Below are 20,831 nucleotides of genomic sequence, written 5' to 3' on the forward strand. Positions count from 1 at the left end.
AATTCCTGTATGAAGGAAAATAAACCCATTGTGGTTACAGCTGAAAATTACCACCAAACGGTAGATAAAATTACTGATATTATGGTGCATGATATCTTCTCCCCCCCGGTGGCAAGTCGCATTTATGCCTATTCTAACCTGGCTGCTTATCAAGTTATGCGGCAGGAGGATAAAAATTTAATAGATTTTACCACAAAATTTGAAGAACTCGAGCCAATTCCAAAAGCCAATTCTTCTGCAAATATCAATTATAAACTTGCAGCGCTGGTTGCAAAAATAGAAATTGGAAAAAAATTAATATTTTCTGAAGATTTACTTACCACTTACCGTGACAGCCTCTACACAGAATGGGAAGAAACGAATAAAGATGAGTTTAACTCGTCAAAAGATTATGGCCTGGCGGTTGCTCAGCATCTTTCCTCCTGGATGGATAAAGATAATTATAAAGAAACCCGCACTATGCCCAAATACTCGGTGTATAGTGACGATCCCGGCCGTTGGCAGCCTACCCCACCATCTTATATGGATGGTATTGAGCCTCACTGGCCAAAAATTAGACCTTTTACATTAGATTCTGCCTCCCAATTTAAACCTTTACCTCACCCCGAGTTTTCATTAAAAAAAGGAACAGCTTTTTACGATGAGCTCGTTGAAGTCTACGAGATTAAAAACGAAATGGAGAAAAAAGGAGATGAAGCCGAAGAAATGAAAATTGCTCAATTTTGGGATTGCAATCCTTATGTGTCTACCCAACGCGGTCATCTTATGTTTGCAACTAAGAAAATCACTCCTGGCGGGCACTGGATGGGAATTTGCAAAATTGCTTCTAAAAAGGCAGAGTTAGACTTCGCACAAAGTTCATATGCTTATACCACAACTGCTATTGCTTTGGCCGACGGGTTTATAAGCTGTTGGGACGAAAAATACAGAAGTAACCTGGTAAGGCCTGAAACTTTAATTAATAAGTATATAGACGAGAATTGGAAACCTGTACTGCAAACGCCACCATTTCCTGAATATTCTAGTGGGCATTCTGTAGTTTCCGGGGCGGCTTCTATTGTTCTTACCCGTATTTTTGGTGAAGAATTCAATTTTGAAGATGATACCGAGGTAAAATATGGTTTACCGGTAAGATCGTTTACTTCTTTTTCCCAGGCTGCCAACGAAGCGGCAATAAGTAGATTATATGGGGGAATTCATTACCGCTCTGCTGTAGAAAATGGAATTGTACAGGGAAGAAATCTTGGAAACCACGTAGTAGAAAACCTCAACATACAACCTCTTACCTACTAATTTAATGTCAAAAAAATACTGGCTACTGTTTCTTATTGGTCTACCTGTGCTTTTTTTGCTTTGGTATTTTACGATTAAAAATAATGATTACGCTATAAAATTTGAAGCAAAAGCGCTTCCCGGTGAAATAGTATATAGGGTAGATTCTCCAATATTTGATAAAATGGAAATCAATAATTCTGAAATTAAATCTGATTTTTCCAGTGTAATTCAGGAAACGGAATTGAATGCAGAAAGTTATGAACTCATTTGGATTATTAAACCCAAAAACGATTCGATAAGTGAGGTAAAGGTTAAGGTAAGCAATAAAAATAATTCTTTTAAAGATCGCTTCTTCTTACTGATAGGTCAAAGCAAATTTCAGAAAGAAATGAAAGCTGAAATTGCCTATTTTAAAAAAGCTTTATCTACCAATAGAGCGTTATATACCGTAAAAATTGAAGGAAAAAGTGTTATTCCTGAGAACACCTGCGCCTGTATTACCACCAACAGTAAAGTAGATCAAAAAGCTTTTGAAATGATGAAGACTATAGATATACTTTCAAATTATATCCTGGAGAACGATCTAAAAACCCTGGGCAGGCCTAGAATTCTAATTAATTCCTGGAATAAAAAGACTAAAAATATCAACTTCAGTTTTTGTTTCCCAATCGCAAAAATGCAAACCTATCCTAAAGATTTATTAATTGATATTCAAAAAATTACTTCAGAAAAAGCTTTAAAAGCGAGTTTTCACGGCAATTATATGTTTTCGCATAATGCCTGGTTTCATTTACTTGATTATGCCGAAAAGAATAATATTGAGGTTAAAAGCGAAAATATTCTGGAAATATTTAAAGATAATCCGCAAATGGGTGGAGATGAATCTTTATGGGAAGCTGATATATATTTACCAATACTAGAATAGAATACTATCTCTTATCCTCTTGAAATTTGTCATCCTGAACTTGTTACAGTATCTAAGATAATTGATAATCAAACCATGTTAAAAGCTGATACAACCCTGAAGATTCGGGGTAGCTTAACGAAAATAGTACTTTTTAGACTTTCTCTAATACGGTAACAACCTGAATTAAAATGCGCGGCTGGCAGTGGTGAGAAAACATATTGTGTCTTCAAAACAAGTCTTGGTGCATTTAATACTAAAAAAACCTCACAGGTTTTAAAAATCTGTGAGGTTTGATATTTATTCAGACTACTTCTTAAAACTTAAAGCGACATAGCCTTGCCCCCGCCCAGTTCATCAACGGGACCACAAGCAATATACTCCCCTGGAATTGGATCGTACCACATTACTTCTTCTCCAATTTTTTCACTGGTCTTATAGGCCCAAATTCCCATACTTCTTACTTCTTCCAAATAAGCTAAAGCACCGGCATCTGCATCTAAAGTTATTTTTTGATCTTTATCCTGCGGATCCTGGGTTTCGGTATTTCGTTTAGCTATTTCATCTCTTTCTGCCGGAGTTGCTCTAAGATATTTTGCTACAATTTGCTCATATTCTTCAGCACTACCTTCTCCTGCATCTTTATCAAATTCGTTTTTAAACGCCCTGGAAAAAGCATCAGCAGATTGTTTGAATTTCTCCTGCCTGTCCTGGTGAGCAACCTCTTCCATATAAGAATCTATGAATTCGGCTATATTTAGATCATTAGCACCAGGAGTATCAGTTTTTGGAATAATAACTTCTAAAACCTGTTTTAACGCGAAACCGTTAGCAGCACTTAAAAAAGTTGGCTCCCAGTTATAAGAAGGATCATTTTTACAGCTTTGCAAAAGGTTTAAAGTAGTGGGACCTACAATAATAGCTCCCGCGCCAAGTCCTATATTTCTTAATGCCTGTCTTCTATTCATAATCCTAATAATTAAGCGTTAGATGATTTTTTAAAGTTTTTAGAAGCGTGATCTGCTGCTCTGGCAGTCATAGCCATATAAGTTAAAGACGGGTTCTGGCAACCTGCAGAGGTCATAAAAGAACCATCGGTAACATATACATTAGGAACAGCGTGCACCTGGTTGTTTCCGTTTAAAACCGAAGTTTTAGGATCTCTACCCATTCTGGCAGTTCCCATTTCGTGTATTCCAAGTCCCGGTGCACCAATATCATCGTACCCCTGTACATCTTTAAATCCGCCTTTTTCCAGCATCTCTACTGCCTGGGCTACCATATCTTCTCTCATTTTAAGTTCATTTTCCTTGAACTCTGCATCAAAAGTTACTGTTGGTAAGCCCCATTCATCGGTTTTGTCATAATCCAGGGTCATTTTGTTTTCATGGTAAGGTAAGGTTTCCCCAAAGCCCATTAAGCCCATAGTCCAGCCACCCGGTTTAACGATAGCTTCTTTTAATTCTTTTCCATAGGAAGCTTCAGCAATACCTTCACTCCAGTCTCCACGACTCGCACCACCCTGATAACCATAACCACGGGTAAAGCCTAAATTATCGCTTCCGTTAATATTTCTAAAACGAGGTAAATAGATTCCGTTAGGCTTTCTTCCTTTATAATATTGATCTTCAAAACCATCATATTTACCAGATGCTCCGGCTTTAAAATGGTGATCCATTACATTATGTCCCAGTTCTCCACTATCGTTCCCCAAACCATTCTCAAATCTATCAGATTTTGATTGCATAAGGATGCTTGTAGAAGCAATGGCAGAAGCACAAAGGAAGATAACATTAGCTTTAAATTCTATTTCTTCTTTAGTTTCAGTATCTATAACTTTTACCCCTGTAGCAAGTTTAGTTTCAGGATCGTAAATTACCTGATTTACTACAGAATTAGGTCTTAAAGTCATATTGCCAGTTCGTTCTGCCGCTGGTAATGTAGAAGAGTTACTACTAAAGTAAGCGCCGTAAGGACAACCTCTAATACAACGGTTTCTAAATTGGCAACTAGACCTACCTTCAAATTCTTTATCACCAGTAATATGCGCAACCCTACCTGCGGTTAACACACGGCCGTCGCTAAAATTGTCGGCCATACTTCTTTTAAGGTGATCTTCCACGCAGTTTAACGGCATTTGCGGAAGAAATTTCCCATCGGGTAATTGGCTTAACCCAAGGTTTTCACCACTCACGCCAATATATGATTCAACATAATCATACCAGGGTGCAATATCTTTATAGCGAATTGGCCAGTCTACACCGTGGCCATCTTCTTTATTTGCGGTAAAATCTAAATCACTCAAGCGGTAGCTGTGACGTCCCCACATAATAGATCTTCCTCCCACGTGATACCCACGCATCCAGTCAAATCTTTTTACTTCATTATACGGGTGTTTAATATCGTCTACAAACCAATGTGCGCTGGCTTTATTAGTAGTATAACCGGTACGTGCTTGTTTTTGCTGACGTTTTTCTTCTTCGCGTGTTAATTGTCCTTTAAACTTATAATCCCAGGGATCATCGTTCATTGTTGGATAATCTTCAATATGTTTTACCATACGTCCACGTTCAAGCACAAGGGTTTTAAATCCTTTTTCACTAAGCTCTTTGGCGGCCCAACCACCGCTAATTCCTGTACCTACGACTATTGCATCATAAGTGTCTTTTTCATAATAATTGCTCACTGTCTTGTAGTTAATTAATAATTTAGTTAATCGAATGCCTTCAAATATATAAATTTATGGTTATAATTTTGCTTCTTTAAAAAAAAGTATACTTTTAAGATTTTAAACTATCAGTAAAATCACATTCTAATAACCCTTAAACCTATTTTATGAACCTAAGACCAACCAAACTTTCTTATTATTTATTATTCCTTTTTATCTCCTTCGGAATTTTTTCCTGTAAAGATCAAAAAGCTGAAAAAGACAACGCAGCAACCGCTGAAGTTAAAACTGAAGAAAATGCTGAACCATTTTTTAAACTTTCTCTTGCACAATGGTCTCTTAATAAGCCAATTTTTGCCGGAGAATTAGATCCAATAGATTTTGCTGAAAAAGCGAACGAAATGGGATTTGAAGGCATTGAATATGTTAGTAGCTTTTACGGCCAGCGCATTAGTGAAGCCAATAATCCTGAAGAAGCAATGCAAAAAGTGCTGGATACTTTAAAGGCAAAGAGCGAAGAATTTGATGTAGAGAACGTTCTAATTATGGTAGACGGTGAAGGCGAATTAGCCAGCCCCAACCAGGCTGAACGTGAAAAAGCCGTAGAAAATCATAAAAAATGGGTTGATGCCGCTAATTTTTTAGGCGCCCACTCTATAAGAGTTAATCTTTTTGGTAGTGAAGAACCGGAAGAATGGAAAGCTTCAGCCGCCAAAGGTTTAAAAGCGCTTAGCGAATATGCAGCGGGAAAAAATGTGAATGTTTTAGTAGAAAATCACGGATATCTTTCTTCTAACGCGGCACTTCTTGTAGAAGTTATTGAAGATGTAAATATGGAAAACTGTGGTACTCTTCCAGATTTTGGTAATTTTTGCCTTAAAAGACAGGGCGGTGAACGTTGGGAAGCAAAATGTGTAGAGGAATATCCTAAGTACCAGGGAATTGAAGAAATGATGCCTCATGCAAAAGCTGTGAGCGCCAAATCTTACGATTTTAATGACGAAGGGGAAGAAACGAGCCTTGATTATGAGAGAATCTTAAAAATTGTTCAGGATGCAGGATACACCGGTTTCATTGGAGTAGAATATGAAGGAGAGAATTTATCTCCTGAGGAAGGTATAAAAGCCACCAAAGAACTTTTAATAGAAGTTGGGAGCAAATTAAACAGCAACAATAACTAAGAGAAGCTACAAAAGATAATGAAAAGTTTAACCAGATTCCAGCTATCGACCATGATGTTCCTCGAATTCTTTATTTGGGGAGGGTGGTTTGTAACTTTAGGTACTTTTTTACCACAAAATTTAGAAGCCACTGGTGCACAAACGGCTATGGCTTTTTCTACTCAATCCTGGGGAGCAATTGTAGCTCCCTTTATTATTGGGCTAATTGCCGACCGTTTTTTTAATGCCGAACGCATCCTTGGGGTACTTCATCTTATTGGTGCCTTATTGCTTTATATGATGTTTCAGGCAGAAGATTTTAGCAATTTTTATCCTTATGTTTTAGGATATATGATTATTTATATGCCTACCCTGGCTTTAGTAAATTCCATTTCTTTTTATCAAATGTCAGATCCTTCTAAACAATTTTCAAGTATTCGAGTATTTGGAACTATTGGGTGGATAATTTCAGGATTAATAATAAGTCTCGTTTTTGCCTGGGATTCTGCCGAGGGCCGTGCAGAAGGAATGCTTCGATATACCTTTTTAATGGCTGCAATAGCTTCTGCTATGTTAGGATTATTCAGTTTTAGTCTACCTAAAACTCCACCGAGCAGCAAAGGAGAAAAAGTTTCAATTTCCGATATTTTAGGACTGGAAGCAATTGGCCTACTTAAAGGCAAGAACTTCCTTATTTTCTTTATTTCCTCAATTCTAATTTCTATTCCACTGGCTTTTTATTACCAAAATGCCAATCCTTTTCTTTCTGAAATTGGAATGGAAGATCCTACAGCAAAAATGTCTATAGGTCAGGTATCAGAAGCTTTGTTTCTTCTACTTATTCCTTATTTCTTTAAAAAATTCGGATTTAAGATTACCATCCTGGCAGGAATGTTAGCTTGGACGGTTAGATATTTGCTGTTTGCCTATGGTGATACCGGGGAACTTGCTTTTATGTTAATAATAGGAATTGCCCTTCACGGAATTTGCTATGACTTTTTCTTTGTTTCGGGACAAATATATACCGACTCCAAAGCGGGGCCAAAAATTAAAAGTGCCGCTCAGGGCTTAATTACTTTAGCCACCTATGGTGTGGGGATGCTTATTGGTTTCTGGGTAGCGGGGCAGGTTAGCGACATGTATTTGAACGCCGATGGCAGCCATAATTGGGAACAAATTTGGATCTTCCCGGCAGCATTTGCATTTGTAGTTCTTATATTATTTGCTATTTTCTTTAAAGATGAAAAAATAGCCAAAAAAGATATTGAAATATAACCAATCAAAAAATTACTGAAATATGGGTAAAAAAATAAAATTAGGAGTATTAGGCGGCGGTGGAGATTCCCTTATAGGTGTTTTACACCGGGTCGCTTCTTCTATGTACGATAAATTTGAATTTGTAGGCGGGGTTTTTAATCCAGAATTAAAAGAAAGTCAGGAGTTTGCTAGAGAACTTGGCATTGGTACCGATAGGGTTTATAAAGACCTGGACCATTTAATTGCAGAAGAAGCAAAACTGCCTGAAGAAGAGCGCATAAAAGCTGTTTCTATTCTAACCCCCAACTTTTTACATTTTCCAATGGCAAAACAGCTGCTGGAAAACGGTTTTCACGTGATCTGTGAAAAGCCAATGACCACCACTTACGAAGAAGCAAAAATACTTGAAGAGACACTTACAAAATCTAAGACGGTTTTTGCGGTAACCTATACCTATACCGGTTACCCAATGATTAGGCAGATGAAAGAAATGATTGCTGCCGGAGAGATTGGGGAAGTTCAAAAAATTGACGTGCAATATTATCAGGGTTGGATAAATTCAATTATACACGATAAAGAACAAAGAAATAGTATTTGGCGACTTGATCCCGAAAAAGGTGGAATAAGTTGTTGTATTGGTGATATTGGAACCCACGCTTTTGATATGATTGAATATGTAACAGGCCTGGAAGTAAAAGAGCTTTTAGCCGATCTGAACTACGTATACTCCGATAATAAGATGGATGTGGACGGCACAGTGCTTCTTCGTTTTTCAGAATTTGTAAAAGGAGTGCTTAGATCAAGCCAGATCGCTACCGGGGAAGAAAATAACTTTGCGGTAAAGATTTATGGAAAAAAAGCCGGTTTAAAATGGGAACAGGAAAACCCAAATTACCTTTACAAATTAGAAGAAGGGCAACCTATGAAGGTTTTAAAACCGGGGCACGAGTACAATTCTGCCCTGTCTTTAGACGGCACCAAGCTACCTCCGGGACATCCAGAAGGTATTTTTGATTCTATGGGGAATATTTATAAAGGAGTTGCTCGCGCCATCAATGGCGAAAAATATCACCCTGCTGAATTTCCTACTATGAAAGATGGTATACGTGGAATGAACTTTATAGAAAAAGTAGTAGAGTCTCACGCTAAAGGAAATGTTTGGATAAAAATAGACGCATAAAAAATTAATGAGATGAAAACAGTAAAAGGACCTGCGGTTTATTTAGCCCAATTTATGGATACAGAAAAACCTTTCAATAGTTTGGATGGTTTATGTGAATGGGCGGCAGATTTAGGATATAAAGGAATACAAATCCCAACCTGGGAATCAGCTTTGATAGATTTAACCAAAGCTGGAGAAAGCAAAGATTATTGCGACGAGATTAAAGGAAAAGTAGAATCTTACGGACTGGAAATTACAGAGCTTTGCACCCATTTACAGGGACAACTCGTGGCAGTACATTCGGCTTACGATACTATGTTTGATAATTTTGCTCCAAAAGAAGTTAAAGGCAATCCAAAGGCCAGAACCGAATGGGCCGTAGAACAAATGAAAAGTGCAGCTCGCGCAAGCCGTAATTTTGGTCTTGATGTGCACGGTACATTTAGCGGGTCTTTGCTTTGGCATACCGCTCATCCCTGGCCGCAAAGACCGGAAGGTTTGGTAGAAATGGGGTTCAAGGAACTTGCAAAACGCTGGCTCCCTATTTTAAATGAATTTGATGAACAAAACGTAGATGTTTGTTATGAAGTTCACCCGGGAGAAGACCTTCACGACGGAGTTACTTTTGAACGCTTTCTTGAAGCTACTAATAATCATAAGCGGGTTAATTTGTTGTATGATCCCAGCCATTTTGTGCTGCAACAATTAGATTATATTTCATATATAGACCATTACCACGAATTCATAAAAATGTTTCACGTAAAAGATGCTGAATTTAACCCTACGGGGAAAAAAGGTTCTTTTGGAGGTTATGGTGACTGGATAGACAGAGCGGGAAGATATAGACATCCCGGAGATGGCCAGGTAGATTTTAAAACCATTTTTTCAAAATTAACCGAATATGGTTGCGATGTTTGGGCGGTTCTGGAATGGGAATGCTGTATTAAATCTCCAGACCAGGGTGCTCGCGAGGGAGCTCCTTTTATTCAAAGTCATATTATTGAAGCTACTCAAAAGAAATTTGATGATTTTGCAGGAAGCGAAATAGACGAGAAGAAATTAAAACGAATCTTAGGAATCAACTAATTATATAAAATGAAGAAAATAAGTTTAATTCTAGTAACGGCTACAATTATGGCCACCGCCTGTAAATCTGATAATAAATCAGATAGAGAAGACCAGGAAGCAAAAGAGGCCTATGAAGCTGATGCAGCGAATGATACTACGGCAATGGCTAATAATGAGGAAAATTACACCAACTTGTTCAACGGGCAAAACCTTGAGGGCTGGAAAGCCTTTAACGCCGATTCAATTTCAAGCCAGTGGCAGGTAAAAGATGGCGTGCTTGCTTTTACCCCTGCTGAAGGAGAGCGTGAAGGTTCTGAGAATCTAATTTCAGAAAAAACCTATACTAATTTTGAACTTTCCCTGGAATGGAAAATTTCAGAAGGAGGAAATAGCGGAATTATGTGGGGAGTTCAGGAAAGCGAAGAATTTTCTGAACCATATTTAACAGGTCCCGAAATTCAGTTATTGGATAATAAACTGCATCCGGATGCAAAAAATGGTGAGGTTAGACAAGCCGGTGCCCTTTACGATATGATGCCGCCAAGTGAAGATAAAACCAAAAATGCGGGAGAATGGAACAAAACCATAATTAGAATTAACCATAAAACCAATAAAGGTTCTGTACGTTTAAATGGAACTTTAATAAACGAGTTCCCGGTACATGGGGAAGAATGGAGTAAATTGGTAGAAAACTCAAAGTTTAAAGACTGGGAAGATTTCGGTAAAAATCGGGAAGGCCACATTGCTTTACAAGATCATAGCGATAAAGTTTGGTTTAGAAATATTAAAATAAGGGAACTGGAATAAGCAGAAACCTCCTTGTTATTAAAAGCTGATTGAAATTCAAAAAATCCATTTTTTTGATAATTCAATCAGCTTTTTTGTTTTAGCCATTGCAAACAATTTGTACCTTGAATAAAAACTTATAGATGAAAACTGAAAAAGTAAACTTTAAGAATAAAAATGGAGACGATTTATCTGGATATTTAGAGCTTCCATTTAATCAGGATCCTCATAATTTTGTGCTCTTCGCCCATTGTTTTACCTGCAATAAGAACTTTTTTGCTGCTAAAAATATCAGTAGAACGTTGGCCCAAAACGGCTATGGAGTATTACGTTTCGATTTTACAGGACTGGGAGAAAGCGAAGGAGAATTTTCAGAAAGTAATTTTTCAGGAAATATTCAGGATCTTCTGGCAGCTGCAACTTATTTAGAGGAAGAATTTACAGCACCCAGCCTTTTAATTGGGCATTCGTTAGGTGGTGCAGCAGTTTTATTCGCTGCAAAAGAATTAAAATCGGTTAAAGCAGTAACCACTATAGCAGCGCCTTCAACTACTGCTCATGTTCAGCATTTAATACAAAATAATGTTGAGGAAATTGAGAAAAACGGTGAGGCACAGGTAAATATTGGCGGTAGACCTTTTAAAATAAAGAAGCAATTTCTTGAAGATATTGATAAACACGAATTAAAATCTTACCTGGGTGAGCTTAAAAAGTCACTGTTAATAATGCACTCGCCACAAGACAAAATTGTAAGTATTAAAAATGCGGAAGAACTTTATATTGCTGCCCGGCATCCTAAAAGTTTTATTTCCCTGGACGGTTCGCAACATTTGCTTGCCAATAAAGAAGACGCCGCTTATGCCGGAAATGTTATTGCTTCCTGGGCTTCAAGATATTTAGACATTCCTAAAAAAGAAGTACCAGAATCTGAAGCTGATGTGGTAGCAGGCTTAGAAGCAGAAGATGGGTTTACCACCCAAATGAAAGCCGGGAACCATACTTTCCTGGCAGACGAACCTATAAAAGCCGGCGGTAAAGATTACGGCCCTACTCCATATCAGTTCTTATCTTCTGGCCTGGCTTCCTGTACTTCTATGACGCTTCAAATGTATGCTAAACGAAAAGACTGGCCTTTAGAAGACGTTGAAACCCACGTTCATTATTCCCGCGAACATAGTACAGATTGCAAAAACTGCGAAGAGAAAACTTCAAAAATAGATACTTTTAGAAGGGAAATTAAGCTGGTTGGGGGATTAGATGAAAAACAAAAACAAAGACTTTTGGAAATTGCCGATCGTTGCCCTGTACACAGAAGTTTAACTTCAGAAACAAATATTACTACCAAACTAATTTAAAAAGCCAAAAAACTGAGTTTGTTAACCTATCCTTAAATCTTTGGTCAGGCCTTGGGATAGGCTTAATTTAGTACTGTTTAATCTAAAAACCAATCGATAGATTATGAAAAGAATAAGTTTATCATTAGTATTTTGCGCCTCTTTATTTATAATTGGCTGTAAAAACGACAAAAAAGACAATGACGCTGAAAACGCTGCCGAAACAGAAATGAATTCTGAAATGGAAGCACAGCAAGACGAGGAAGAAGTTAAAGAAATAACTGTACCTCTAGAGCCTAAAAGCGGAAGCAACTTAGGTGGTGAAGTAACTTTTACCCAGGAAAATGGAGAAGTTACTATGGAAGCTACCATCACAGGTTTAGCCGAGGGTCAACACGCGATCCATATTCACCAGAAAGCAGACTGCTCTGCTGAAGATGGAACTTCTGCCGGGGGCCACTGGAACCCAACCAACGAAAAACATGGTAAGTGGGGTGATGCTGAAGGCTACCACAAAGGCGATATAGGCAACTTTGAAGTTGATGCCAATGGAGAAGGTACTGTGAGCATGACTACAGATGAATGGTGTATAGATTGTGACGATGAAAACAAGAATATTGTTGGAAAAGCAATAATAGTTCACGACGGAGTTGATGATTTCACCTCTCAACCTTCTGGAGCTGCAGGCACTAGAGTTGGATGTGGAGTAATAAAAATGTAAATCTTTTCACATAAGAATTAATAAAAAGCGGCAAATTGCCGCTTTTTATTTTTTTACACGGGAGTTTATCATATTTTTACCCGGCAAGTCATTATATATTTATGCAACAAGAAGCTTTAATTTTAGAACTTCAAAAGGGTAACGAACGTGCCTTTGAGCGTATTTACCATTTATATTCTGAAAGTACTTATGGAATTATTTTTACCATAATTAGAGACGAAAAAGTTGCTGAAGAAGTATTGCAGGACGTGTTTTTAAAAATCTGGGACAAAGCACCCAGTTATAATTCAGATAAAGGCCGTTTTTTCACGTGGATTCTTAATATTGCCCGAAATGCTTCTATAGATAAAATACGATCTAAAGATTTTAAAAACGACCAACAAAACCTTAAGACCGATAACTTCGTAGATATATTAGAGGCTAAAACTAATTTCTCTGAAGCTGTAGATTCTATAGGTCTTAAAAAGTACATAGACGCTTTAAAACCGGTTTGTAAAAAATTGATTGATTACTTATTTTTTAAAGGCTATACTCAAAAAGAAACTTCAGAAGAATTAGATATGCCACTGGGAACGGTGAAAACCAGAAACCGTGTTTGTATAGATAAATTAAGAGCAATGGTAATTAAGTAATGGATATTCAAAAGTACATATCGTCTGGAATTCTTGAACTATATGTTTATGGAGCCCTTTCTGAAGAAGAAAGTAGAGAGGTTAGTCGTGTGCTAAAAGAATATCCTGAAGTTAAAGCCGAAGTTGAAGAAATTGAAAAAGCATTACTTACACTTTCAGCTGCTACGGCTCCAAATAATGCCGAACATTTAATTTCTTCAATAAAAGAGAAGTTAAGCAAACCAACTGCAACTACCGCTCCGGTAGCGACTCCGGTTAGAAGCATAAACTGGATTACCTATTCCGGTTGGGCAGCAAGTTTATTATTGCTTATTGGTCTATTTATTTTCTTTAACCGCACCAACGAATTAAGAGAAGATTTACAAGCTGCCAATGCCAGAAATGCTCAAATGGAAGAACAAATCGCTAACGCCCGTGAGGATGCTGAAAAAGCAGAAGAATTACTTGCAGTTATAAGGGACAGAAACGTACAGCGTATCCCGCTAAAAGGTCAGCAGGTAGCTCCTGAAGCCTTTGCTTCCGTTTATTGGAATACCCAGAAGAATACCGCTTATATAGATGCAAAAGATTTACCTGAACCTCCCAGAGGGAAAGTTTACCAGGTTTGGTCACTTACCATGCAACCTTTTACTCCTACCAGTTTAGGTTTACTGGCAAATTTTGAAGCCGATGATAATAAAGTATTTAGTCTGGAAAACCCAAACCAGTCTGAAGCTTTTGGAATTACCCTGGAGCCTGAGGGCGGTAGTGAAACTCCAACAATGGAACAACTATATGTTTTAGGAACTGTAGCTGCACCTTAATTTTAAAACAAAACATTTTAGTGAATCTCCATCATTAAAAAATGAAGGTTCGCCATATCTTATACAGCAAACCTTCACATAACCAACCAAAAAAATAGAAATAGAAAACTGGAAGAAAACAAAGTTGTTTAAAATCCAGTCTTCATCAATATTTACGAAGAAATAAGTCTAAAGTTTTAAAATATTCTATTTTAACAGTTTAAGGTTAAGAAATCCAATTTTTAAAGTCTTTAACCCGCTCCCGACTTACAATTAATTGAAACCCAGAAAAAGCATTCAACTTAACCTCTAAACGGCTGTTGGTGTAGCTAATAATATCTTCTATGCAATCAATATTCACAATAGATTTACGATTAATTCTGAAGAATTTTTCAGGATCCAGGTCGTTTTCCAGGTTTTCAAGCGAAATATCTACAGGATAATTTCTACCGGAAATTGTAGTGAGGTAAGACGCTTTATTTTCAGAATAAAAACAACAAATTTCGCTGGTTGAAATAATTTTTAAATGCTGCCCAACCTGAATGGTAAAACGCGTTTTATAATCTGGTTTGACTCCGGTTTCAAGAATTTTTCTAAAAGCATTAAAATCAATTTGGGAATTATTCTTCTGGTAATTTTCCCTGAACTTGTTCACGGCATTTTCCAATTCTTCTTCATCTATGGGTTTCAGCAAATAATCTACACTATTTAGTTTAAAAGCTTTTAGCGCATATTCATCGTAAGCGGTGGTAAAAATAACAGCGCTGTTGATTTTTACCTTGTCAAATATTTCAAAGGAAATGCCGTCACTAAGTTGAATATCAAGAAAAACGAGATCGGGTTCAGGATTTTTATTAAACCAATCAATTCCTTCTTTTACCGAGTGTAACATAGTATTTACTTCCAAATCCAGCTTTTTCAGCATTCTTTGTAAGCGGCGTGCGGCAGGTTTTTCGTCTTCAACAATTACTAATTCCATTACTCCCAACGCTGTTTTTCTTCCTTTTCCATATATTCCCTTATTTTACGTTCTTCCCAGCGTTTATCAAACATAGGGTTTAACCTAAAAGCTTTTAGAGCATCAAAGGCTAAACCAATTCCCCAACCGCCTACAACCCATAAAAACCAGGGATATTCCCATTGGTTTGTATAGTAATTGATTCCGGCTAAAAATAAATTCACCAAAATATAGGAGAATAAATGATTGTAGAACTCACGTAATTCTTTAACCCGCTCCCGGGCTTTTAAATATTTATCTTCTGAAGTTTCCATAATTAGTTGATTTTATCTTTTTGCATTAATTCTTTAATTTTTCGCTCTTCCCAATTTTTTCCGAGTAAAAGATTATAATTAAAAACCGATAAGCCGTGAAAAAACACTCCTATGCCCCAACCTATTGCCGGAAAAATAGCCCATATAAATCCGCTGTAGGTGAGGTAATTAAATAATCCCAATACAGGAATTACAATTAAATAAGATGTTAAATTACCATAGAATTCACGCTCTGCTTTTACTTGCTTCTTTGCCCGTAAATAAGCGTCCTGTTCGGCATACGCCGGTGGTTTTTCTTCCATTTTTACAATTTTGGTTAACAGCGGTAATTTTACGCTGAAAATGTTATTTGAATTGTCTATTTGCACTTTCCTGTCGGTTAGCAAATGATAGCGCTGTTTAATATTTGAAAGTCCTACTCCACTACCCCGCTTGAGAATTGCTTTGGGCTGAAGATTATTTTTCACCACCAGATTTCTATCTTCTTCTACAATGCTAATCTCTAATGGATTTTCAGAATTTACAGTGTTGTGTTTTATAGTATTTTCTAAAAGTAATTGCAGTGAAAGCGGGACAACTTTTGCTTCGGGATTCTTTAAATTTGAAGGAAAATTAAAAACAATAGCATCTTCAAAACGCATTTTAAGTAATTCCATATAGGTTTTGGCGAATTTTAATTCTTCTTCAAGATCAACCAATTCCTTATTTTTTTGTTCAAGAACGTAACGATAAACCTTAGAAAGCGCACTGGTAAACTTTTGTGCCTGTTCGGGGTTTTCATCAATCAAAGCACTTAAAACATTTAAACTATTAAATAAAAAATGCGGATCTAATTGATTTTTAAGCGCATCAAATTTAGCCGAAGCCGTACCGGCGATTATCTTTTGCTCCTTTACCTTCTTTTCCTGTAAAGCTTTGTAGAAATAAATAAGATGAAAAAACAGGGAAATAATTGTAGTGAAAAGGAAAGGAAAAAGATAAAAAGCCATCCTCTCATTGTCCAAAAATTCCTGAAGTGGTACTCCGTCATATACTACGTGGTGCAGCAAACGGCAAATAAAGAAACCAATTAAAGTTAAAATAACAGCGCCAAAAGCCCCCGCCAGGACCTTTCTTAAAGTAGCTTTTTCCCAGCCTATTTTAGCACCAAACCACCAAAAGTAACTTCCATTTATCAGGGTTAGAATAAAAGCATATAGAAAGTAAATTATCCAGGTTTCAAATTCCAGCAATGCTTCCAGTTTAAATTGGTTGAAAACAATTTCAAGAAAAACCACCAAAAAAGTGATTATGAGACTGATTTTAAATATTTTCAGAAAAAATTTCATCAATTTTTATTTACAGGAGCTAAGATGCGAGAAAGTCAATTTCTTTACTAATTAAAATTTCTGAATTGTAGAAAACTAAAACTGAACCGTAATTATTCTTTAGAACCGATTTAAACTATAAAGAAATTACCTGATTATATTTTCCTTAACTTATAAATCTATAATTTCGATATAAAACCCATACTAAATTATGAATATTTTTGAAGCATTACGCCAGGAACACGAAATACAACGCGATCTTGTGGCTAAATTGGTAGAAACCCAAGGTGATACCGAAGAAAGAAAAAAGATTTTTGAGCAGTTAAAACACGAATTAAAAATTCACGCCGATGCCGAAGAAAGGCATTTTTATATTCCGTTGATCAAGAAAGATCTTACCCAGGAAAAAGCCAGGCATAGTGTGGCCGAGCATCACGAAATGGATGAACTAATAGAAGAATTAGAAGACACTGAAATGGACGCTTCTAACTGGCTAAAAATCGCTAAAGAACTTGAACATAAGGTAACTCATCATCTTGATGAAGAAGAACAGGAAGTTTTTCAAATGGCCGGAAAAGCCTTAACCGAAAAACAAAAAACCAGCCTTGCAGAAGATTACAACAAAGAGATAAAGAAAATGAGGTAATTGGAATTTAAAAAATGCAGTTAAGCGAAAAACCCTTAACTGCATTTTTAATTTTTATATCTCTTCTTTATCAACTTTCATTTGCTTTTCGTAACCTTTAAATGGCCTGATAATTAGCCTGGCGGCTTTATCATAATTCCAATAGTTATAAAGCCAGTTAAAGAAAGTTACCAGCCGGTTTCTAAATCCAATTAGAAACCAAAGGTGTACAAACATCCAGATAAACCAGGCAAAAAATCCGCCGAAAGAGCCCTGTTCTAAATCTACTACCGCACGGTTTCTACCCACAGTGGCCATAGTTCCTTTATCTTTATATTTAAACGCTTCCAATTGTTTCCCTTCCAGGATATTCATAATATTTTTGGCCAAATGTTTCCCCTGCTGAATTGCCGGTTGAGCAACCATGGGATGCCCTTTTGGATAGGCTTCAGTTTGCATTAGCGCAATATCTCCAATTGCAAAGATATTCTCATAACCCTTAATCTGGTTAAAAGCATTCACTTCATATCTATTGGCTTTTTCTACCATGGCTTCGGCCTTTAATCCTTTAACCGGCGCACCGGTTACTCCCGCGGCCCAGATAAAAGTCTCGGTTTTTAAGGCGAGGTCTGTGTTGGTAGTCACTAAATGGCCATCGTATTCTTCTACCATGGTATTTAAATGAACCTTAACTCCCAACTCTTCCAAAAAAGCATGAGCTTTTTTAGAAGCTTTTTCGCTCATAGGAGGTAAAACCCTATCTAATCCCTCCAGCAAATGAATATTCATTTCGTTAGGGTTTATATCGGGATAATCGTTAGGTACAATATGATTCTTTAATTCTGCAATGGCGCCACTAAGCTCTACGCCGGTTGGCCCTGCACCTACTAAAACAAAGTTAAGTAGTGCTTTTCGTTTTTCAGGATCATCAGTAATTACGGCTTGTTCTAAATTTTCCAGAATTAAACTTCGAATATTCAATGCCTGCGGAACGGTTTTCATCCACATTCCATTCTTCTCAATACTTTTATTTCCGAAGAAATTAGTCTTGGATCCGGTAGCGATCACCAGGTAATCATAAATTAAATCGCCAATAGAAGTTTCAATATAACTTTTTTCGGTATTTATAGATTTCACCTCAGCCATTCTAAAAAGACATTTCTTACTATTACGTGTAATTTTACGCATAGGATATGCAATAGAATCAGGCTCTAAACCAGAGGTAGAAACCTGGTATAATAGAGGCTGAAAAGTATGATAGTTATGACGGTCTAAAATAACGGTTTGAACGTCTTCGCCAATTAATTTTCTTACCATTGCCATTCCAGCAAAACCGCCACCAATAATAACGACTCTAGGTAAATTTGTTCTTGGAATATTCATAAAGGTTGGTTTTACTCGATAATCGAGATTTAGATCGCTCCCTTTTTATGGAAGTTATGCACTCAAATTTAAGTTTTCTCCCGCTTTGGCTGAAAAAATAAGCCTGCATTAACTATACTTTATACTTTTTTGTAACATTACAGCCTGTAATACTACATATAAGAGCTAACCAATTATTGTGGATAAAGAATTAGAACACCAGTTTGTAAAAAATCTGGAGAAACACCAGAATATAGCGCATAAAATATGTCGTATTTATACTAATGATCAGGATTCCCACAACGACCTATTTCAGGAAATTACTATTCAACTGTGGAAAGCTTACCCCAAGTTTAGGGGAGAAGCAAAATTTAGTACATGGATGTACAGGGTTGCCTTAAATACTGCCATCACCTTATACCGAAAGAAAAAAAGAAGTATAAAAACGCAGGATTTTGATACTGTAGATTTTAAAATTAAAGCCGAAGAATATGATGATGAGACCGAGCAACAATTAAAAGTAATGTACTCGGCAATACAGGAATTAAACGATATTGAAAAAGCACTCGTTTTTTTATATCTCGAAGATAAAAATTATAGAGATATTTCTGAAACCCTGGGTATTACTGAAGTAAATGCAAGAGTGAAGATGAACAGGGTAAAAACTAAGTTAAAAAATATTTTAAATCCGTAGAGAATAATGGATGGACTGGATTTATTAAAAAAAGACTGGAAAAAACGGGAAGGTAATATTCCCCAACTTTCCTACGATGAAATTTATAAGATGCTGTTGAAGCGCTCATCTTCAATTGTAAAATGGATTTTTGTAATTAGTATTCTTGAATTTCTATTCTGGGCACTTATTACTATTTTCTGGGCAGATCACGAATACTGGGCCGAAATGGAACGTATTCATTTAAAAGAATTTACCGTAGTAACCTATGTTATTAATTATGGAATAACCTTTTTCTTTATTTATTGCTTTTATAAGAACTACCGAAGAATATCTTCTACAGATAGTGTAGCGAAATTGATTAAAAATATTCTACGAACAAGAAAAACTGTAAAATACTATATAGGTTATATTTTAATTTCCACTGCGCTAATTACCCTTATTTATACTTACTTTTTCATGAATTATCACGCCACTAATACCGTGGTTGAAGATGTTGAAAAATATAGTTTTACTCCGCTACAATGGCTAATGTTTGCTGGAATAATGTTAGGTGGACTGGCAGTTTTCCTGGGAATTATATGGTTATTCTACCGGGTGATCTACGGAATTCTACTAAGACGTTTGAATAAAAATTACAAAGAATTAAAGAAATTGGAGGTTTAGATAATAATTTAAAGTTGCAATTACCTTTAAATCGCAACCCTTAATCTTTTTCAAAGCCTGATTCAAAATTTATTCGGAGGTGTAATTTAGTTAAAAGTTAGATACTGATTGTTTAGCGTGAATAAGCCAAAAACTGTATTACCAAAATTTAAAAAATGAAAATAGCCAAAGTATTTATTTATTTGATTACACTTATTCTTATAAATAGCTGTTCAGGTAGTAAAGCCGCTAAATATTTTAAAGAAGGAAAAACAGAGCAGGAAAACTATAAAGTTACTTTTCCTTTTGAGCTTAAAAAAGGATGGATAATTGTCCCTGTAGAAATAAAAAATAAGACCTATAAATTTCTTTTAGACACAGGATCCCCCACTCTTGTATCAAAAGAACTTGCTGAAAGTTTAAATATGAAAGTTATCGGTTCTGTAAATGCGGCCGATGTTTATAATAAAGCACAACAAAATAAATATACAAGAATAGAAAATATTAAAGTTGGAACAGTGGATTTTGTTGGAACAACAGCCTTAATAAATGATTTTAACGCTACACCAATATGGGCTTCTTTGAACGTTGACGGATTTATAGGGGCAAATTTAATGCAACACGCTATTTGGGATATTGATTTCAGTCAAAAACAAATTACCATAACCGATAATGAATCAAAATTAAACTTACCTAAAGACGTAATTGAAAATAAGTTATTTATTGGTGTTGGAGGAGTACCTTCTATTGCCGCTAAAATAAATGGGGAAAAAATTTGGAATTTTACTGTAGATTATGGTTATAATGGAGATATCGTCATTCCATATTCTGAATTTAAAAAGCAAAAGGAAAACGGTGAAATTTCAGATTTCAAAAAATCCGAAACTCAAAGTACGGGAATATATGGTAATAATAATACAACAAGGGAGTCTTATAACGGGATTATTAGTGAAATAGAATTCGGAAATTCTACTTTAAAAGATGTAAAAGTGTATTCAGAGCAGTATTTAGATAAGACTTTTGGTTTAGATTTTTTTAAAAATTATCGTGTTATTATAAATTGGAATAGTAAAAGAATAAAGCTTATAGAAAAAAGTAATTCTTAAAATACATAAGCACAATACTATATTACTAATCCAGGTAATAAAATAAAAAATGGCTGTTTAAAAATTATATCAAACAGCCATTTTTATATAAA

General features: G+C 36.1%; 21 protein-coding genes. 15 read left to right on the forward strand and 6 right to left on the reverse strand.

Annotated features, from left to right (window positions below; all coding sequences use genetic code 11):
* Positions 1-9 precede the first annotated feature (9 nt).
* A complete protein-coding gene (locus AACZ30_RS03010) occupies positions 10-1,293 on the forward strand; it encodes a vanadium-dependent haloperoxidase (protein ID WP_339647739.1) in 1,284 nt (427 codons plus the stop codon).
* 4 nt (positions 1,294-1,297) lie between these two features.
* Positions 1,298-2,200: a hypothetical protein gene (locus tag AACZ30_RS03015; protein ID WP_339647740.1), complete on the forward strand. Its 903-nt coding sequence runs from the start codon at positions 1,298-1,300 to the stop codon at positions 2,198-2,200.
* 302 nt (positions 2,201-2,502) lie between these two features.
* Here AACZ30_RS03015 and AACZ30_RS03020 read toward each other — a convergent pair whose 3' ends face one another.
* Both AACZ30_RS03020 and AACZ30_RS03025 read right to left on the reverse strand, forming a co-directional pair.
* Entirely contained in the window at positions 2,503-3,147 is a 645-nt protein-coding gene (locus AACZ30_RS03020; protein ID WP_339647741.1) for a gluconate 2-dehydrogenase subunit 3 family protein, read from the reverse strand.
* Positions 3,148-3,158: 11 nt separating this feature from the next.
* Positions 3,159-4,865 (reverse strand): GMC family oxidoreductase, encoded by a 1,707-nt coding sequence (locus tag AACZ30_RS03025; protein ID WP_339647742.1) that lies wholly within the window; start codon positions 4,863-4,865, stop codon positions 3,159-3,161.
* Positions 4,866-5,014: 149 nt separating this feature from the next.
* On the opposite strand from AACZ30_RS03025, the gene AACZ30_RS03030 reads away from it, so the two are divergent.
* The 9 genes from AACZ30_RS03030 to AACZ30_RS03070 all read left to right on the forward strand — a co-directional run bounded on the left by AACZ30_RS03030 (position 5,015) and on the right by AACZ30_RS03070 (position 13,770).
* Positions 5,015-6,028, forward strand: a complete 1,014-nt coding sequence (locus tag AACZ30_RS03030) for a sugar phosphate isomerase/epimerase family protein (RefSeq protein ID WP_208225965.1) — start codon at positions 5,015-5,017, stop codon at positions 6,026-6,028.
* A gap of 18 nt (positions 6,029-6,046) precedes the next feature.
* Complete coding sequence (locus AACZ30_RS03035) at positions 6,047-7,282, forward strand: nucleoside permease (RefSeq protein WP_075327278.1); 1,236 nt, start codon at positions 6,047-6,049, stop codon at positions 7,280-7,282.
* Positions 7,283-7,304: 22 nt separating this feature from the next.
* Positions 7,305-8,444 carry a Gfo/Idh/MocA family oxidoreductase gene (locus tag AACZ30_RS03040; RefSeq protein ID WP_339647743.1) on the forward strand — a complete coding sequence of 380 codons (1,140 nt, stop codon included), beginning with the start codon at positions 7,305-7,307 and terminating at the stop codon, positions 8,442-8,444.
* A gap of 12 nt (positions 8,445-8,456) precedes the next feature.
* Entirely contained in the window at positions 8,457-9,512 is a 1,056-nt protein-coding gene (locus AACZ30_RS03045) for a sugar phosphate isomerase/epimerase (protein WP_208225968.1), read from the forward strand.
* Between the two features lie 9 nt (positions 9,513-9,521).
* A complete protein-coding gene (locus tag AACZ30_RS03050; RefSeq protein ID WP_339647744.1) occupies positions 9,522-10,301 on the forward strand; it encodes a DUF1080 domain-containing protein in 780 nt (259 codons plus the stop codon).
* Between the two features lie 122 nt (positions 10,302-10,423).
* The gene (locus AACZ30_RS03055; protein WP_339647745.1) at positions 10,424-11,635 is read left to right on the forward strand and encodes a bifunctional alpha/beta hydrolase/OsmC family protein; all 1,212 of its coding nucleotides are present in this window, start codon (positions 10,424-10,426) and stop codon (positions 11,633-11,635) included.
* A 103-nt stretch (positions 11,636-11,738) separates the two neighbouring features.
* Positions 11,739-12,335 (forward strand): superoxide dismutase family protein, encoded by a 597-nt coding sequence (locus tag AACZ30_RS03060; RefSeq protein ID WP_075327283.1) that lies wholly within the window; start codon positions 11,739-11,741, stop codon positions 12,333-12,335.
* 101 nt (positions 12,336-12,436) lie between these two features.
* Positions 12,437-12,967, forward strand: coding sequence for a sigma-70 family RNA polymerase sigma factor (locus AACZ30_RS03065; protein ID WP_339647751.1), 531 nt, complete (start codon positions 12,437-12,439; stop codon positions 12,965-12,967).
* A complete protein-coding gene (locus AACZ30_RS03070; protein WP_339647746.1) occupies positions 12,967-13,770 on the forward strand; it encodes an anti-sigma factor in 804 nt (267 codons plus the stop codon). The genes AACZ30_RS03065 and AACZ30_RS03070 overlap by 1 nt, the downstream gene beginning before the upstream one ends.
* Positions 13,771-13,975: 205 nt before the next feature.
* Here AACZ30_RS03070 and AACZ30_RS03075 read toward each other — a convergent pair whose 3' ends face one another.
* The 3 genes from AACZ30_RS03075 to AACZ30_RS03085 are packed head-to-tail and all read right to left on the reverse strand — an operon-like array spanning position 13,976 to position 16,349.
* Positions 13,976-14,728 carry a LytTR family DNA-binding domain-containing protein gene (locus AACZ30_RS03075; protein WP_339647747.1) on the reverse strand — a complete coding sequence of 251 codons (753 nt, stop codon included), beginning with the start codon at positions 14,726-14,728 and terminating at the stop codon, positions 13,976-13,978.
* Positions 14,728-15,021 carry a 2TM domain-containing protein gene (locus AACZ30_RS03080; protein ID WP_075327287.1) on the reverse strand — a complete coding sequence of 98 codons (294 nt, stop codon included), beginning with the start codon at positions 15,019-15,021 and terminating at the stop codon, positions 14,728-14,730. The genes AACZ30_RS03075 and AACZ30_RS03080 overlap by 1 nt, the downstream gene beginning before the upstream one ends.
* 2 nt (positions 15,022-15,023) lie before the next feature.
* Positions 15,024-16,349, reverse strand: a complete 1,326-nt coding sequence (locus tag AACZ30_RS03085) for a 2TM domain-containing protein (RefSeq protein ID WP_339647748.1) — start codon at positions 16,347-16,349, stop codon at positions 15,024-15,026.
* Positions 16,350-16,539: 190 nt separating this feature from the next.
* Here AACZ30_RS03085 and AACZ30_RS03090 point away from each other — a divergent pair, with 190 nt between their 5' ends.
* Positions 16,540-16,974, forward strand: a complete 435-nt coding sequence (locus AACZ30_RS03090) for a hemerythrin domain-containing protein (protein WP_339647749.1) — start codon at positions 16,540-16,542, stop codon at positions 16,972-16,974.
* Positions 16,975-17,028: 54 nt separating this feature from the next.
* Here AACZ30_RS03090 and AACZ30_RS03095 read toward each other — a convergent pair whose 3' ends face one another.
* Positions 17,029-18,336, reverse strand: a complete 1,308-nt coding sequence (locus tag AACZ30_RS03095) for an NAD(P)/FAD-dependent oxidoreductase (RefSeq protein WP_075327290.1) — start codon at positions 18,334-18,336, stop codon at positions 17,029-17,031.
* A gap of 178 nt (positions 18,337-18,514) precedes the next feature.
* On the opposite strand from AACZ30_RS03095, the gene AACZ30_RS03100 reads away from it, so the two are divergent.
* The 3 genes from AACZ30_RS03100 to AACZ30_RS03110 all read left to right on the forward strand — a co-directional run bounded on the left by AACZ30_RS03100 (position 18,515) and on the right by AACZ30_RS03110 (position 20,739).
* Positions 18,515-19,009 carry a sigma-70 family RNA polymerase sigma factor gene (locus tag AACZ30_RS03100; protein WP_075327291.1) on the forward strand — a complete coding sequence of 165 codons (495 nt, stop codon included), beginning with the start codon at positions 18,515-18,517 and terminating at the stop codon, positions 19,007-19,009.
* Between the two features lie 6 nt (positions 19,010-19,015).
* Positions 19,016-19,654, forward strand: a complete 639-nt coding sequence (locus AACZ30_RS03105) for a hypothetical protein (RefSeq protein ID WP_093304895.1) — start codon at positions 19,016-19,018, stop codon at positions 19,652-19,654.
* A 155-nt stretch (positions 19,655-19,809) separates the two neighbouring features.
* The gene (locus tag AACZ30_RS03110) at positions 19,810-20,739 is read left to right on the forward strand and encodes a retropepsin-like aspartic protease (protein WP_339647750.1); all 930 of its coding nucleotides are present in this window, start codon (positions 19,810-19,812) and stop codon (positions 20,737-20,739) included.
* Positions 20,740-20,831 lie beyond the last annotated feature (92 nt).

This window comes from uncultured Salegentibacter sp., assembly GCF_963972535.1.
GTDB lineage: Bacteria > Bacteroidota > Bacteroidia > Flavobacteriales > Flavobacteriaceae > Salegentibacter.

Bases quoted from the DNA above. Each gene is read 5' to 3' on its own strand.
- AACZ30_RS03010 (WP_339647739.1), top strand. From the start codon at position 10: ATGAAGGAAAATAAACCCATTGTGGTTACAGCTGAAAATTACCACCAA.
- AACZ30_RS03015 (WP_339647740.1), top strand. From the start codon at position 1,298: ATGTCAAAAAAATACTGGCTACTGTTTCTTATTGGTCTACCTGTGCTT.
- AACZ30_RS03020 (WP_339647741.1), bottom strand. From the start codon at position 3,147: ATGAATAGAAGACAGGCATTAAGAAATATAGGACTTGGCGCGGGAGCT.
- AACZ30_RS03030 (WP_208225965.1), top strand. From the start codon at position 5,015: ATGAACCTAAGACCAACCAAACTTTCTTATTATTTATTATTCCTTTTT.
- AACZ30_RS03035 (WP_075327278.1), top strand. From the start codon at position 6,047: ATGAAAAGTTTAACCAGATTCCAGCTATCGACCATGATGTTCCTCGAA.
- AACZ30_RS03040 (WP_339647743.1), top strand. From the start codon at position 7,305: ATGGGTAAAAAAATAAAATTAGGAGTATTAGGCGGCGGTGGAGATTCC.
- AACZ30_RS03045 (WP_208225968.1), top strand. From the start codon at position 8,457: ATGAAAACAGTAAAAGGACCTGCGGTTTATTTAGCCCAATTTATGGAT.
- AACZ30_RS03050 (WP_339647744.1), top strand. From the start codon at position 9,522: ATGAAGAAAATAAGTTTAATTCTAGTAACGGCTACAATTATGGCCACC.
- AACZ30_RS03055 (WP_339647745.1), top strand. From the start codon at position 10,424: ATGAAAACTGAAAAAGTAAACTTTAAGAATAAAAATGGAGACGATTTA.
- AACZ30_RS03060 (WP_075327283.1), top strand. From the start codon at position 11,739: ATGAAAAGAATAAGTTTATCATTAGTATTTTGCGCCTCTTTATTTATA.
- AACZ30_RS03065 (WP_339647751.1), top strand. From the start codon at position 12,437: ATGCAACAAGAAGCTTTAATTTTAGAACTTCAAAAGGGTAACGAACGT.
- AACZ30_RS03070 (WP_339647746.1), top strand. From the start codon at position 12,967: ATGGATATTCAAAAGTACATATCGTCTGGAATTCTTGAACTATATGTT.
- AACZ30_RS03075 (WP_339647747.1), bottom strand. From the start codon at position 14,728: ATGGAATTAGTAATTGTTGAAGACGAAAAACCTGCCGCACGCCGCTTA.
- AACZ30_RS03080 (WP_075327287.1), bottom strand. From the start codon at position 15,021: ATGGAAACTTCAGAAGATAAATATTTAAAAGCCCGGGAGCGGGTTAAA.
- AACZ30_RS03085 (WP_339647748.1), bottom strand. From the start codon at position 16,349: ATGAAATTTTTTCTGAAAATATTTAAAATCAGTCTCATAATCACTTTT.
- AACZ30_RS03090 (WP_339647749.1), top strand. From the start codon at position 16,540: ATGAATATTTTTGAAGCATTACGCCAGGAACACGAAATACAACGCGAT.
- AACZ30_RS03095 (WP_075327290.1), bottom strand. From the start codon at position 18,336: ATGAATATTCCAAGAACAAATTTACCTAGAGTCGTTATTATTGGTGGC.
- AACZ30_RS03105 (WP_093304895.1), top strand. From the start codon at position 19,016: ATGGATGGACTGGATTTATTAAAAAAAGACTGGAAAAAACGGGAAGGT.
- AACZ30_RS03110 (WP_339647750.1), top strand. From the start codon at position 19,810: ATGAAAATAGCCAAAGTATTTATTTATTTGATTACACTTATTCTTATA.